General features: G+C 43.2%; 9 protein-coding genes. 1 reads left to right on the top strand and 8 read right to left on the bottom strand.

Annotated elements, in window-relative coordinates; genetic code table 11:
- Window positions 1-137 precede the first annotated feature (137 nt).
- The 7 genes from pilO to MHH49_RS12125 form a co-directional block, all read right to left on the bottom strand.
- Entirely contained in the window at window positions 138-743 is a 606-nt protein-coding gene (pilO, locus tag MHH49_RS12155; protein ID WP_341138170.1) for a type 4a pilus biogenesis protein PilO, read from the bottom strand.
- Window positions 727-2,328 (bottom strand): pilus assembly protein PilM, encoded by a 1,602-nt coding sequence (pilM, locus tag MHH49_RS12150; protein ID WP_341138169.1) that lies wholly within the window; start codon window positions 2,326-2,328, stop codon window positions 727-729. The genes pilO and pilM overlap by 17 nt, the downstream gene beginning before the upstream one ends.
- Before the next feature lie 15 nt (window positions 2,329-2,343).
- On the bottom strand, window positions 2,344-3,093 hold the full coding sequence (locus MHH49_RS12145; RefSeq protein WP_341138168.1) for a prepilin peptidase: 750 nt from the start codon (window positions 3,091-3,093) through the stop codon (window positions 2,344-2,346).
- A 117-nt stretch (window positions 3,094-3,210) separates the two neighbouring features.
- A complete protein-coding gene (locus MHH49_RS12140; protein ID WP_341138167.1) occupies window positions 3,211-3,684 on the bottom strand; it encodes a type II secretion system protein in 474 nt (157 codons plus the stop codon).
- Window positions 3,685-3,874: 190 nt separating this feature from the next.
- Complete coding sequence (locus MHH49_RS12135; RefSeq protein WP_341138166.1) at window positions 3,875-5,080, bottom strand: type II secretion system F family protein; 1,206 nt, start codon at window positions 5,078-5,080, stop codon at window positions 3,875-3,877.
- The gene (locus tag MHH49_RS12130) at window positions 5,080-6,129 is read right to left on the bottom strand and encodes a type IV pilus twitching motility protein PilT (protein WP_340901146.1); all 1,050 of its coding nucleotides are present in this window, start codon (window positions 6,127-6,129) and stop codon (window positions 5,080-5,082) included. The genes MHH49_RS12135 and MHH49_RS12130 overlap by 1 nt, the downstream gene beginning before the upstream one ends.
- Window positions 6,130-6,172: 43 nt before the next feature.
- Window positions 6,173-7,837 carry a GspE/PulE family protein gene (locus tag MHH49_RS12125; protein WP_341138165.1) on the bottom strand — a complete coding sequence of 555 codons (1,665 nt, stop codon included), beginning with the start codon at window positions 7,835-7,837 and terminating at the stop codon, window positions 6,173-6,175.
- Window positions 7,838-8,201: 364 nt separating this feature from the next.
- Between MHH49_RS12125 and MHH49_RS12120 the strand changes: the two genes are divergently transcribed.
- Window positions 8,202-12,803, top strand: coding sequence for a DUF5057 domain-containing protein (locus MHH49_RS12120; RefSeq protein ID WP_341138164.1), 4,602 nt, complete (start codon window positions 8,202-8,204; stop codon window positions 12,801-12,803).
- A gap of 87 nt (window positions 12,804-12,890) precedes the next feature.
- On the opposite strand, the gene MHH49_RS12115 is transcribed toward MHH49_RS12120, so the two are convergent.
- A complete protein-coding gene (locus MHH49_RS12115; RefSeq protein WP_341138163.1) occupies window positions 12,891-14,690 on the bottom strand; it encodes a hypothetical protein in 1,800 nt (599 codons plus the stop codon).

Here is a 14,690-nt window from a genome sequence, read left to right as displayed (position 1 = left end):
CACCCCGCAAGCTAAAATACCCAATAAACAGAGGAATGAAAACGTATTACAACTCTTTTGAAAATATAAAAAAACTCCACCCTCCTGATTCACAGGAAAAGCGGAGTAATATAGTTAAATAAAGTAGTACAAGAACCCTAATTGGATGCTGCTGCGGTGGCCTCAAAATACGCTGTAAAAGCTACGTTAGCAGTCAAAATACTCTCCGTATTGTTCTTAGTACGATCCTCGTAGGATTGCTGAAAATTGAAAGAGTCCACATTCACAATACGGGGTAAGGCTTGTAGTTCATCCATCCATTGCCGGATCCCCGAATATGTCCCTTCCACCACTGCAGTCATTTTGATCTGTTTGACCGTCGGGAATGACACCTCAGCTGAACCTGTCATTTGCTGAATCGGATTAGCCTCATCCATAACAAAACTAAGATCCTTTAGCCGCGCTTGTGAGGACGTGCTAACCTCCCGCAAATCAACAATCAGACCTTCGCTGTCATCGCCCTTTGGGAGTTCCCCCAGTAATTCCTTCTGTTCTAGATCTCCCTCAGTGCCGCTGCCCTTCAGCTCATAGATTTTGTTTTGGAGGACTTCTGCTTCCTTTTCCAACTGACTGATCTCGCTGCTCTGTGCGGAAATTTCCTTATTGGTCGGCTGAACACCCAGCATATAGAACGCAAACAATATCAGGAACAAAATCAGCACTCCCAGAACAATCGGCGAGCGATACTTATTGATCTGTTCCATCGCTGCTCACCTCCCCTTGGCTGGCATCCGTTTCACTGTTTTGAAGCTTAGCCGCTGCTAAGTTCACTTTATAAATAGCCGTATACGTATTGTATGAAATGGCATCTTCGGCTCCTTCAGTAAGCTTTTGAATAGAGGCATCGGTCGTAAAAGACATTTGGCGAAGTTGTCTTAAATAGTTGGACGCATCCTCCATAGTGGATACATTTACAGTCAGATCTATAGATGTCCGGTAGGTATAGTTAATATCACGGATTAGTGCCTCCTTAGGCAATCCTTCCACTAATTCGTCCAACATAGGGACTGCAATCACCTTATTGTCCTGAAGTACTGTGATGGCTGCTTTCCGATCTAGCTGTCCAGGTCCGCTGTTCTTAAGCTTCGCGAGCTCAACTTGGAGCATAAAACTGCGATCCTGCAGGCCTTGCAGCTGTTCTTTACCGTTAGAGATTTGACCCTTATTGGCAGAAAAATAAATCCCCGTTCCGATCATCCCCAGCAGCCAAATCGCTACAAGCCCCATCGTGACATAAGGAAATAGCAATGTCTCCCGATCTTCTCTCGGCAATAGATCAATCGTATCCGTGTTGATGCTATTTTTTAGAGCGGTCCCGGCAGCTACACGGTAATCATTTAGTTCAGGGTCAGAAACAGCAGCACTAGCCATCTGTTCCAGACTTATTGGTGTTATTTCAAGTTCTGCTAGGGACTGCTGGAGCTCTAGGTCCAGTTGTTTACGAATTGAGGGAGTGCCCGTAATCACTAAATTATTGATACGAGTGGAACCGTCATGCAAGCTGTATTGATAAAAGCTGAGCATACGGGAGATTTCCGCAGTGATTTCCACCATTTGCTCGGGTGATAAATGTTCTTCTACAGCGACAGCTGTTTCTGCCAAGGTTTCACTGTCTGTCAAAAGATCCATTCCCGCTAAATTTCTTCCTTTATGTAGATCAAGTAAGTTTATCGTACGAATGAAGACCGGATTCCCGTTTCTGAACATATAAATGTCCATTACCGATGGCTCCATATTAATCAGCATCGTCTCCGCAAAGCTCTCCCCGTGCCCAGTGGTTATAGCACGCGCCAAGGCGGTTGCCGAAATTTCGACACTGCTTATCCGAAGACCCACCCGCTCCAGAATTTCTACGTAATCCTGAATCGATTTTCGCGGAGCAGCAAATACGAGCAGGTGACTTTGCTCCTCATCCACTTCGAGCGTTACATAGTCGTAGACAGGATTTTCAAAAGGTAGATGCAGTCCCGTCTCCACTTCCAGCTTCACCAGTTGTTCTACCTGTTTGTCATTGGTACTAGGAATACTCATTTTACGGATAATGATCTGCGAGGGTGGAATGGACAAAGAAACCTTACTTCCCCTTAACCCTTCCTTCTTCACCCACTGCCTTACCCGATCATAAAGCGCCTCGCTATCCGCCACCTGATTCTCAATGATCATGCCTGGAAGGAGCGGGAGAAACCGTTTTTTACGGACTTCCCATGACTGTTTATTCTTAAAACTAATATAACGGATTCCGGCAGCTTCAATTGAAAGTCCGGCCACTTTGGGGCCTAATCCAAGCATATGCTCGATGTCCTCCTATCCGATAAGCGAGAGATACGCGCCGATGATGTGTGAACCATATCCAAAACTAATTAAAGCTCCTATAGCTAACCAGGGGCCGAAGGGTACCGGTTGTTTACGTTTGATTACACCGAGCAGCATCAGCAGTCCGCCCACCACGCTCCCAAGCAGACAAGCCACAAAAAAGGCCAAAATTACATTCGGAAAGCCAATCACCAAACCCAGCAGCGCAAATAACTTCACATCTCCAGCCCCCATGCCACCTAATAGAACAAAAGGGATAAGAACCCCTCCCCCAAGCACAGCTCCTAGCAGGTGATGCCATAGCGGTCCTTCCGGAATTAGCAGTACAAGAATCAGCAGCAGCGGTAAAAAAAACAACAATACCTTGTTGGGAATCAGCATGTACTTCAAATCCGCAACCGTCACGATAGCCGCTAAACTCACAAGAATGAACCCGATGATTCCCTTACCCGTCAGGCCAAATTGCAAATACACCCATAAAAAAAGCAAACCCGTTGCCGCTTCTCCAAGCGGGTATAATGGCGATACCCTTGTGCCGCAGTATCGGCATTTGCCTCCTGACAGCAGGTAGCTTACCACCGGAAACAAATCCCACGCTTTCAGCCGCGTGTTGCAGTTCGGGCAATGTGACGGCGGATTAAGCAAAGATTCCTTGACCGGCACCCGTAGCGCCACTACGTTATAGAAGGAGCCTAGAATCAGACCCAGTAATGTGATGTAACTTGCGATAAATATCGTCATGGCTGTCCTCTGTTAGCTTCTGGATTTTAAAAAAGGAATCGGGAAGTCCGATTCCTTAGGATAGATTGTACGTTTAAATTTATAGATATTAATTAGATATTCCTGTTAGCCACCAGATCAATTTGTTGGTGTTGGTGTTGGTGACGCTGCTGGCTCTGCACTAAGCACCTTATCAGCTGAATATTCACCACTCTCACCCGTAGGAACTGGATCTAATATTACTTTTTGAAGTACTCCGCCCGAAGTATATACTATTGTTGTTTTTGTACCATCTAACGATTTTTTTGTACTAGGCAAAACAAGAGTCTGATCAATATATTTTTTATCCTTAAGTGCTTCAAGAGTTACTGTCTTATCTTTAAAATCTCCATCTAATTCGCCCATAATATACATACGAGATGCATCATAAAGCTGTCGAGCAGTTGCTAAATCTGCATCCGTTTTTGATTTATTAATAATTCCACCAATCATAGGTATAGCAATTACCGCAATAATCCCCAAAATAACAATAACCGCCAGCAACTCAATCAGCGTAAACCCCTTTTGACTTTCCTCTTTGCTTAATCTTCTCTTAATCGCTTGTGCTAACATTTGATTTCCCCCTCTAAGTGGTGTGTGAGTGATAAAACCTATATTCTTCATTTCAGTGAATCCAGCATCATCTTTCTTGTGCTTACGGAAACAGCTCGTCCATCGTCGTCTAATCGCCAGCGTAAGTTCGTGGATCTTGCCCCGCCTCCCCGGCGTCACCCCTCTCAATATATACAAGGAACCAAGAGGTTCACATATTACCGTACAGACTGAACATCGGCAGCATAATGGCAGCTACAATGACACCTACAACAGCAGCTAAAAAAGCAATCAGCAGCGGTTCAAGCAGCGATTTCAGACGGTCGACGGTATTCTCCACGTCCATCTCATAAAAATCAGCTACCTTGGACAACATCGTGTCGAGCGCCCCTGTCTCTTCGCCAATCGCTATCATCTGTGTAACTAGTGGCGGAAAGACCCAAGCTTTTTTTAGCGGCTCAGATAGTGGATTTCCTTGTCTCAGCGAATCGCCTGCACTACGGATGAATCTCCCGATGACCTTATTTCCTGCTACCTCCTCAACAATCACCAAGGATTGTAGAATCGGTACAGAGCTGGCATAAAGAGAAGAAAAAGTGCGCGTAAACTGAGCAATCGAGCCTTTTTGATTCAGCTTACCGAACACAGGTATCTTAAGCTTGGCATAATCCAGAGCGTAAGCACCCTTTTCCGTACGTTTTGTAATCTGAAAAGCTATCACTAGGAGAAGTACTCCGAGTATCCAGAAATACCATTGACCTTGAATGCTTTTGCTAAGTGCTAAGACCATCTGTGTAATTGCCGGAAGCTCGGCATCCATCGATTCAAACATCGTTACAAACTGCGGCACAATCGCCCAAAGTAGATAGATAACCGCGGCAATCGCCATAACCCCTACGGTAATCGGGTACGTAAGCGCTGACTTTATCTTTTCTGTTGTGGTGTGCTGTTTCTCAAAAAACATAGCCAACCTGTCCAACGTTCCTTCGATATCACCGGATTCCTCACCGGCACGGATCATGCTGACAAATAGCTGCGGGAAGATTTTTTTATGATCCTGAACGGCTTGTGAGAACGATATCCCGCGTATCAGGCTGGAATTAACATCTACTAACGCTTTACGCAGTGGTTTACTCTCGGTCTGCTCTGCCAAAATACGCGTTGCATCCACAATCGATACCCCCGCCCGCATAAGCGTGGCAAACTGCCTGCAATAAATGATGAAATGAAGCGGCTTAACGGGATTACCAATATAAATGTCCATCGATAAAATTGTGGTTTTGCGTTCGATCAGTGAAAATACCGTAAGTCCCCGCTTGCGTAGCTCCTCCATCGCTGTAGGTTTATCGGTTGCTGTTAGTTTCCCTTTGATAGACTTACCTGCGGCTGTCTTGACCTGATATTCAAAAAGAGGCATCAGCTGCTCACCTCCGCCATAAACGCCTTAGCTGCTGTTGGATCAATAAGCCCCTGCGATAAATAGTCACGGATGCTCATGTCCAAGGTGTGCATGCCTTGTGAGCGTCCCGTTTGCATCACATTTTTGATCTGATGTGTTTTTTCGGTACGAATAAGATTGGCTACGGCTGGTGTATTGAGCAAAATTTCCGTAGCGCATAAACGCCCCCGACCTCCAGCCCTTGGGAACAACCGCTGACTGACTACTGCCAGCAGCACTGATGCTAATTGTGAACGAATCTGTCCCTGCTGATGTCCCGGAAAAGCGTCGATAATTCGATCAATCGTCTGTGGTGCATCTGTTGTATGTAAGGTAGCCATCACAAGGTGACCTGTTTCTGCGGCCGTAACCGCTGCTGAAATGGTCTCCAAATCCCGCATCTCACCAACGAGAATAACATCCGGGTCCTGACGTAAGGCAGCACGTAATCCATTAGCAAAACTAGCCGTATCACTTCCCACTTCACGTTGATCTACTAGACAGGTTCCATGGTTATGTAGAAATTCTATCGGATCTTCCAACGTCACTATATGCTTGCTCTCCGTCTGGTTAATATAATTCAGCATAGCTGCAAGCGTAGAAGATTTGCCGCTGCCTGTGGGTCCTGTAACCAAAATTAGACCTTGTGGCTTAAGCGACAAAGTAGTTAAAATCGAAGGCATCGACAGCTGTTCCAGACTCGGAATCTCTGCAGGAATGGCCCGGGCGGCGATACTAACCTCGCCCCGCTGACGATAAACGTTCACCCGGAATCTTACCCCACCATCAAGCGGATATGAAAAATCCAACTCGCCCGCATTCCGAAATGCTTCAATTCGTTCATTACCAAGTAGCGTTTTGGCCATATCTGCCGCTTCTTCAGCAACCACGGATTCACCCTCAAGCGAGTGCAGCTTTCCATCCATCCGAATAACCGGCGGTGATCCTACGGAAATATGTAAGTCAGAAGCTTTGGAGGAGTAAGCCGTTTGTAATAGTTGTCTAATATCCCGCGTATACGTTGGCATTAGCCGCTCCCCCTAAGTTAGAATGCTAAATCCCTGTTAACCTCTAATGTGAGACCGTCTCGCGCATGACTTCTTGAAGCGTTGTAATTCCTTGACTGACCTTGAGCAGTCCGTCATCCATCAGTTGAACAAGCCCACGCGCTTTACCTGCTGCACGCAGTTCTTCTACTGAGGCAGTGTTTGTTATGAGCTGCCGTAAGTGATCATCAATACTGAGTACTTCATGAATCGCTATTCGTCCACGATAACCAGAATTGTTACAGCTACCACAGCCGCGTCCACGCTGTAATTCTTCCGCAGGTAGTCCTAAGCTACGTAGCATAATTGCTTCCTGTTCAGATGGTTTGTAGGTTTCTTTGCAGTCAGTGCAGATTTTGCGCACCAGCCGCTGTGCTACCACACCAATCAGCGAAGAAGCGATCAAATATGGTTCTACCCCCATATCCCGCAATCGGGAGACGGAGCTAATCGCATCGTTTGTATGTAAAGTAGACAACACTAGATGACCCGTTAATGAGGCGCGAACAGCAATTTCAGCAGTTTCCGCATCCCGTATTTCACCGACCATTACGATATTCGGATCTTGTCGAAGAATCGAACGTAGCCCAGCTGCAAAGGTTAGTCCAATAGCCGAGTTTACGTGCACCTGATTTACTCCTTCAAGCTGGTACTCCACTGGATCTTCGACTGTGATAATATTTGCGCTTTCTACATTAAGTTGATTCAATGCTGAATATAAAGTTGTTGTTTTTCCGCTACCTGTAGGTCCCGTGATCAGCAAAATCCCATAAGGACGAGCTATCATCTCCTTAAAAGCTTCTGCGTTCCCCTCGCTGAATCCCAAAGCATCTACGGATTTGACTCCTGTGCTTAAATCTAGCAACCGCAGCACAATCTTCTCTCCGTGCATCGTCGGCAATGAAGACACACGAATATCTACCATTTTGTAATCGAACTGCATTTTGATCCGCCCGTCCTGCGGCAAACGCCGTTCTGCAATATTCAGGCGGGCCATTATTTTCAGACGGGCGGTGATAAAGCCCTGCATCTGCTTAGGAATAATCCGCTCTGTCCGTAAGGTTCCGTCAATGCGGTAGCGGATGGTTAAATTATTCTCACCTGGATCCATATGTATATCAGACGCCCGCAGAGCAACTGCCTGCTGAATCATCTGGTTGACCAAACGTACGATTGGGGAGTCCTCATCTGTAATCTCTGTCTCTTCTATTTCTTCCTGTGTCGGGAGTTCTACCAGCATCTGATTCATAGAATCGCGCATGCCATAGTGACGCGCAATCGCCCGCTGCAGCTCATCTCTCGTAGAAATAGCGGGTTCGATCCGGAAGCCAGTACTCATACGTAAATCTTCTATCGCAAAATAATCCAGCGGGTCCGCCATCGCAACCATTAGCTTGCCGCCCTCTTTTAAGAATGGAAGCACCTGATATCGCTTAGCCATACTTTCAGGGATAATTTGCGTGATTGCGGGATCTATCTGGTATTTAAATAAACTGACATGCGGGATGCCGAGTTGAAATTCAAGCACTTCAATCAGCTGCTGCTCCGTGATATAGCCTTGAGAGATTAGCAGATCGCCGAGCTTCCGTTTGCTCTTACGCTGTTCCTCGAGAGCCTCAAGCAACTGGTCCTGCGAAATAATATTATTTTCTACCAGCAAGTCTCCCAGTCTCTTTTTCGCGATAGCCAAGTCTATTCATCTCCGTATGCCGCTATTTATGCCGGCTGAAATAATGGATATTTTTTATAGAAATAGAAATCAAACTCCCAGCAAAATTCGCTCAAAAACGAAAGATATAATTACCATAAATACACCTTCCATAAATTTGTCAATTTTGAGTATTTTTCAATATAACTAGGACTTTAGTTATAATTTAATAGGTATATTTCAATAGATTTATGTTGTCTATCAATGCTTAATGTCCTAGAATGTATATAACATAGATTGGATAATTTTACAACGACACGGAATGAAAAAGGCTGTCGGAATCTAGCATATACGAGACGGAATACGACCATATCTGCCAATAGTTAACAATCAGGGAGAGATGACAATGAAACTTGCCAGCAACAAAAAAGTTTTTATTTTTACAGTAACTACCCTGCTTCTCCTTCTGCTTGTTCTGCCGATCAAAAATCACTTTATGAATGTCGATGCCAGTTCAAATGAATACCAAATTCGTATGCTGGAGGTTACGGAGAATGGGGTTAGTGAGCTTGCGTCTCTAAAAACGGGAATATCTAACCTTACCGTTGACACGATGAGTATGAAGCGCTTTGTGGCGCTGCGGGATGATCTGGACGGGAGATATGATGCAGTATATATCGGGAAGGGAACTTACAATCCTGCACAGGTAAGTAATCAACAACCCGCCTCTGAGGAAAATAGAGCTAAGGCCCTTAATACCAAAAGTATGAAGAACGACATTACTCATCTGAAGGCTGATCAAATTACAAAGGAATTTATCAACAAGGGATTATATGTTTTTTTTCATAGCCAGCCCTTTAAAGACAAAGATGCAAAACCTCAAACTGAGCAAGGTATACTGTACAGCTCTTTTAACAGTTATCGTCTTTCCACCTCCAACCCAAATGTTAAGTTTGTAGATGACAGTGAACTCGCGGATATTTTTGCCGATTTAAAAAAACAAGACTCCAAATACATAAACGACTTGAAGAAACGCCCTCATCTACAAATTACGAATAGAATTCCCAACTATGACCCTAATGCAACTAACAGCAAAATCTATGTTCCTGGGGAGAAGCTTTCTTTTAATTTCAATGTCACCACACCCTCTACACAAAATAGTGCTCCGCTCTCAGTCAAACTGTACGTTGGTCTTGATAAATCCATCAAAATGGGAGAAAAACAGGTCGTTGCTGAAACTGAGATTAGTACATCCAGCGGAACTATTGAATACACTTTGCCAAAAACATACTCTGGGTTACTCTACTGGAAGCTAGAAGTTAATGATTACCACAGTACACAATTAAAAGACTTCGACAGCGGTGTAATTCGTTACCGTGGCGAGAAAACCATAGTAAATATTCTTCAGGTTATGCCTGACACTCTAACAGAAAGCAGCCTCCTGAACACTAGTAATATGAATCCGAATTTTCTCGATACATCTGACTATAAGCTCGATATAAAAATCAAAACGATGACTGAATTCAAAAACTATATTGATGACAGCTATGCTGCAACACATAGTTACGGACTAAATGGCACTTATGACATGCTCATCTTTGGATTTGTAGACGAATACTACAAAAAATCTAATTTAAACACTAATGCGATCAACGCTATTACACAATTTACTGGTACCTTCAAGCAAAGCGCCTTGTTCACTCACGATACCATCATTAATTTAGATGCAAATAAAAAGAACTGGATCAATAATTTCATGGGGATTACTGGTCAGGTGAATCCTGAGACCAACTTAGGCCATAATGCCATCAATCTTTCCACCAAGGTTAAGCCGGTGAATGACGGGCTTTTGATGCAATATCCTTTTTATCTAAGCAAGAGGGACGACAGCAACCAGCAAATCGATATTTCCACACCACAAATTGCACCAACACATAACCAGTACTTCACACTTAATTTGGAAGATCCTGAAGTAGTATCTTGGTATAACATTCAAAGTGAAGCATCAGGTACGAGGATAAAACCAAATGGAGAATATAATCAATACCAACGTGATACCGAGGATAGCTGGAATCAATATTACACATATTCCAAAGGAAATATTACCTACTCAGGTACAGGTCACTTTTTTGGAGTAAGTGATATTCCAGCCAATCTAAAGAAATTCCCGGACTGGGAACAACAATTGTTCGTTAATACTATGTATCGTGCTTTTATTGGGGCCAATCATGCTCCAGAGATTACCGTGCATACGCCGGCTAATGATTCATCGATTCCGTCTTATCAAGAAACACTCCTTGTCGACTATACAGTAACTGATTTGGACTTTAACGATCGTGATCTAACAACTGAAGTCCGTTTCAAATCAGGGAACACGTACTTTCCCAAGATTGAAATAAGTAAGATGAACATCAAATCCGGTCAAAATATATATAGAACAGTTGACAATCCGCTTCCAAACGGAGGTCTACTCGACATCGAAATTAAAGCTTGGGATCAAAATGGTGCGCTCTCAAGTAAAACGCTCAGAGTAAATGTCCTGCCGTCAAACACCAATTTGAGTGTAACACGATCTCTCTCTCAGAATGTTGTGAATGGCAAAATAGAAAAGGGAGAACCGGTCACTCTTAGTTATTCCATCACCCCAAAATCTGTACCGTTTGATAAAGTCGGCACGGTCAACCAGACCTCTAACACACAATTAATATCGGATATTGTATTTACCGAGAATCTCCCACCTAACCTGGAGATTTCAGGAGAATTACCTACCGGTACGATCGTCACTGGAAATGCAACCAGTGGATTTAGATTGACACGCAATCTAAATGACATAACCTATTCATTAAAAACGGTGAACGGCGCCCAAATCTATAAACCAGACTCTGAACAGCCTATAACGTTCCAAATCACAGTTAAACCGACCGAGACCCAAACCTATATTTTAAATGATTCCAAACTTAGTTATATCGATATTCATGCCACATTGCCACCGCTAGGAATCTTAGGTAAATACAATGCACTTATCCTTCATACCACTTCACTTCGTGGTGGAACTATCAAGGGACCACTGGCTTCCGGGGGAACAGTCAACTTCAACAACGCGGGTATTACAGTAAATGAACAATTTAAAGACCAAGTGCCATATGGTATTGTCACGGGCGGAGATGTTTCCCTTCCTGAAGGAACAGTTTACGGAAACCTAATGGTTAAAGGCACCGTTAAAGACCAACGTCCTGGTTCTATCCAAAATGGTACCATCAATTACGGAGAACTTCTCGATTTCAACAAGCAAGAGAGTTATCTCCTTGGACTCTCTGATGCTATTGCCAAGCTGCCTTCCAATGCCACGGCGACTCATGAATACGGAAAACTTACGGTCACAGGTAACTCAGATATCAATATTGTTAATATTTCTAGTTCAGCGTTAAATACGCTTAACAGTTCCGAGCTTAAGGTTCCGCAAGGATCAACGGTAATTGTTAATGTACAACAAGACAGTAACAGTGAACCATTCTTACATTTCCCACTGGGGAGCGACGGTAGCCGTGTGCTATACAACTTCCCTAACGCCAAGCCTTTGCTAATTTCCCAAGCCAACGTATACGGAACCATTCTGGCACCACGATCTACTATAAACTTTGATGGAGGACAGGTGTATGGAACAATCATTGGAGCTTCAATGAATATGAGTAGTGCCACTTTATACCATTTCCCTTTTGCCGGTAGCCTACCAGCGGAAATCTATCCGCTACCTGTTCCAATCCCAACAGATCCTTCATCGACTAATTTAGCGCGGACTACAATTTCGTTTGAGACTTTAACTTTTACAGCCGAATATAAGATTAACGCCCTGCAATTGGATGACAAAACTATTTATGTAGGAGATGAGATTCGACTAATCCCAATAGTTACGCCTTCAGATTTAAGTAATTCTGCATTCCTCTGGACAACTAGTAATGCTTCAGTTGTGCAAATAGACTCCAACAGTGGCGATATTATCGGTTTGGCCAAAGGATCAGCACAAGTCACTGTTAAGGCTCTTGATGGTAGCGAAGTTACTGGTACTGCATTCATAACTGTAGAAGAACGTAATTCTCGTTCTCTATCAATTAAAGGATATGAAACAGGGAAAATCTATGAATCCATTACGTTAAGTGCCTCGTACGTTCAAGACAGTAAAGAACCTGAGACCAACATAACCTATATCTGGTCCGTTAAAAACATTACCTCTGGGGCAAGCACTGCTGTAATTAATACCAATCCAGAGTATCCCGGTGATGATACCGAAAAGATTTTCAGTGCGACGCAGTCAGGAACTTACCTAGTAAGTCTTACTGTAAATTCAAGTAACCCGGTTCCAATTACCCAAGAGAAAACCATAACAGTTACTAACCCACTAACCTCATTGTCAATTACAGGTCCAACAACGGTATTGATAGGAGGGCAAATCGATCTAAGCGCAAGTAGAAATCCTACGTATGCTGATCCAGCAACGCTAAGATGGAGATTCGTGAAATCAACGGATAAAAATATTACGGATGACACTATTACGAATGATCATATTGCTACTCTTACGCCTTCTAGTGATGGCTCAACCGCTAAATTGACGGCTGGTGATACCGCTAAAGAAGGACTGCTGATTGAGGTTTCATTCAAAGATATGACTTCAACACACGAGGTTAACATCGTTGAGTTAACGGGATTAAGATTTAAAGAACAGTCTATTACTATTGAAGTGGGCCATACTTTCCAATTAACCAATATTTTATGGGCATTCCCAACCTCCGTCTCGATAAAAGACATCAAAGATAACTTGAGTTGGGTAAGCGACAATTCTTCAATCGCCAGTGTCGATAATGGAACCAATATTGATACCAGAGGAACTGTTACCGGTGTTAAAAAGGGATCAACTACCATTACAGTGACTTATACCGGAAGCACAGGCGCAACAGTAGAAGCAGATATTACAGTTAAGGTTGTAGCACCCCAGAATGACGATCGTTACTAAAATTCACGTTTAAAAAACAACAAACTTCCAACGATAAATAGGGTATCCCTAAGCACTCGCTTAGAGATACCCCTTTTTCAACTAGTCTCAATGACTCACAAGCTCCAGAGGGCCTACAGTTACATTCACCTGCTGCACACGCGGGAGGCTAGACTGCTGATGAGTAAAAACATCCTGATTATATTGAATCTGAAAACGGTGACCCAAATTATATCGATCCGCATCCTGATTTTCAAAATTAAAGCCGAGGGCCGGATCCAAGGGCTCAGTTACTCCTCCTAGTACTGCGTTTACTGTAAGATTCCCTTTGGCAAAGAAGCCTCCATTTAACCAAAAGATTGACCCCACTCCGTACAAATCAGCGTCACTATCCGTGTAAAAAAAAGCTTTCATATAAAATGAATCCTGCTCAACTTTTTTCTTAGGTGGATTAGTAAAAGTATCAATTCGGTTAATGAGCACATCTCCTTGAGATATGAGGACTAACTCCTTACTACTTAAACCTTGGATCACGGCATCCTCTACTTTCGTTTCTCCTAAAACAAACATAGTAGAGTTGAATTTCACCTGACCTTTAATAGTAACATTACCTGTAACTAGAATATTAGCTTGTATCTCCAAAATTTTAGTTATATCTGGGCTATAGTTATTTACCTCCAGATCACCATTAACAATAAGCCATTTGGGCTTATTAGAAGGATTACCTGTTTTGGCTTCATCACTAAACTTTAACTGTTTGTAATCAATTCCATCGATAAGCAGATTACCGTTATAAATCGTAGAATTATTCAAATCTTTATCCAACAAGGAGTTCTGATATATTCTCAATTGTTCTTCGTATTGGCTGCACTCTAGTTCATACTTATCCTTTTCTTCTTTTGTCGGATTATCTTCAAGTACTGGCTCAGTGTAGGGTGGATTCTCATCGGGTAGTCTATCTAATGTTGTTGTGCTTAAATAATTCCCCAGTTGATTATCCTTAATAGCTTGCTTAATTTCAGACCTTTTCCCGGTCAACCCTGTCGCTTCCTCCACTTTATCAAGAAACGATTCCAGCACATTAATCTGCACGAACTTTTTTTGCGGTTTGATAAACACCTGCTCTTTATTAACTCCCAGTATGTTAGGAAGAATAATTGAGGCGTTGTTTTTATTTACTGCTGCATTAATAATTCCATTTCCGGAATATTTAATACTTTCAAGTGATTGCACATGCACCTCAGGAAGAGGTTCCGTAGATGCTAGACTGGCAGGGTCTTTTAGTAATTCTACTTTAGGATATTGAGTCTTTTCTTTAAGATCTTTCACTTTCTTATACGTATAAACAGCCGTATCGCTGATGTTTAGTTCTTCACCCGCATATATATTGCCATGGAGACCAGGTGCTCCGTTTAATGTTAATACTTTTTCCGATCCAAAAGCATATTTAAGAAAATCAGGATAGGTATCAATGACTATCTTTTGTCTCAGCTGTCTGATGACGCCATTAACTGTGGCTTGTGCTTCAATATCGACATAATATTTTTGCTTATCCTGCTTCTCATAGGTGATGCTTTTGATCGTACCGCCAGCTCCAGATAACCCCGTACTTACGCCATTGTTAACGCCGACAACTTTGGTGGTCACCTCATTAACAATACTTTTAATCTCATCTTCCATATGATCAGGATCAATATCCGTACGCCCGTCCAACTTCGTCTGTATGTATGCCGCTGCTTCATCGAGCCCCTTTTGAGCCAGATGCAGGCTCTGCACGTCGTTTTCCCTTGTCTCCGTTCGTTGTGCGCCACCCATCGTTGCCCCGAGTACAGCTACTCCGAGTATAGTAAGTAGAAGAGCAACAAACATAACTAATACTAGGGCTGAGCCTCTTTCATTATTCTTCAT

It is taken from the genome of Paenibacillus sp. FSL F4-0122 (genome assembly GCF_038002845.1).
Classification (GTDB): Bacteria; Bacillota; Bacilli; order Paenibacillales; family Paenibacillaceae; genus Paenibacillus_AQ; species Paenibacillus_AQ odorifer.
This window is presented reverse-complemented; position numbering and strand designations above follow the sequence as displayed.

Coding starts and splice junctions, on each gene's coding strand:
- MHH49_RS12120 (WP_341138164.1), top strand. CDS start 8,202: ATGAAACTTGCCAGCAACAAAAAAGTTTTTATTTTTACAGTAACTACC.
- MHH49_RS12135 (WP_341138166.1), bottom strand. CDS start 5,080: ATGCCTCTTTTTGAATATCAGGTCAAGACAGCCGCAGGTAAGTCTATC.
- pilO (WP_341138170.1), bottom strand. CDS start 743: ATGGAACAGATCAATAAGTATCGCTCGCCGATTGTTCTGGGAGTGCTG.
- MHH49_RS12130 (WP_340901146.1), bottom strand. CDS start 6,129: ATGCCAACGTATACGCGGGATATTAGACAACTATTACAAACGGCTTAC.
- pilM (WP_341138169.1), bottom strand. CDS start 2,328: ATGCTTGGATTAGGCCCCAAAGTGGCCGGACTTTCAATTGAAGCTGCC.
- MHH49_RS12140 (WP_341138167.1), bottom strand. CDS start 3,684: ATGTTAGCACAAGCGATTAAGAGAAGATTAAGCAAAGAGGAAAGTCAA.
- MHH49_RS12115 (WP_341138163.1), bottom strand. CDS start 14,690: ATGAAGAATAATGAAAGAGGCTCAGCCCTAGTATTAGTTATGTTTGTT.
- MHH49_RS12145 (WP_341138168.1), bottom strand. CDS start 3,093: ATGACGATATTTATCGCAAGTTACATCACATTACTGGGTCTGATTCTA.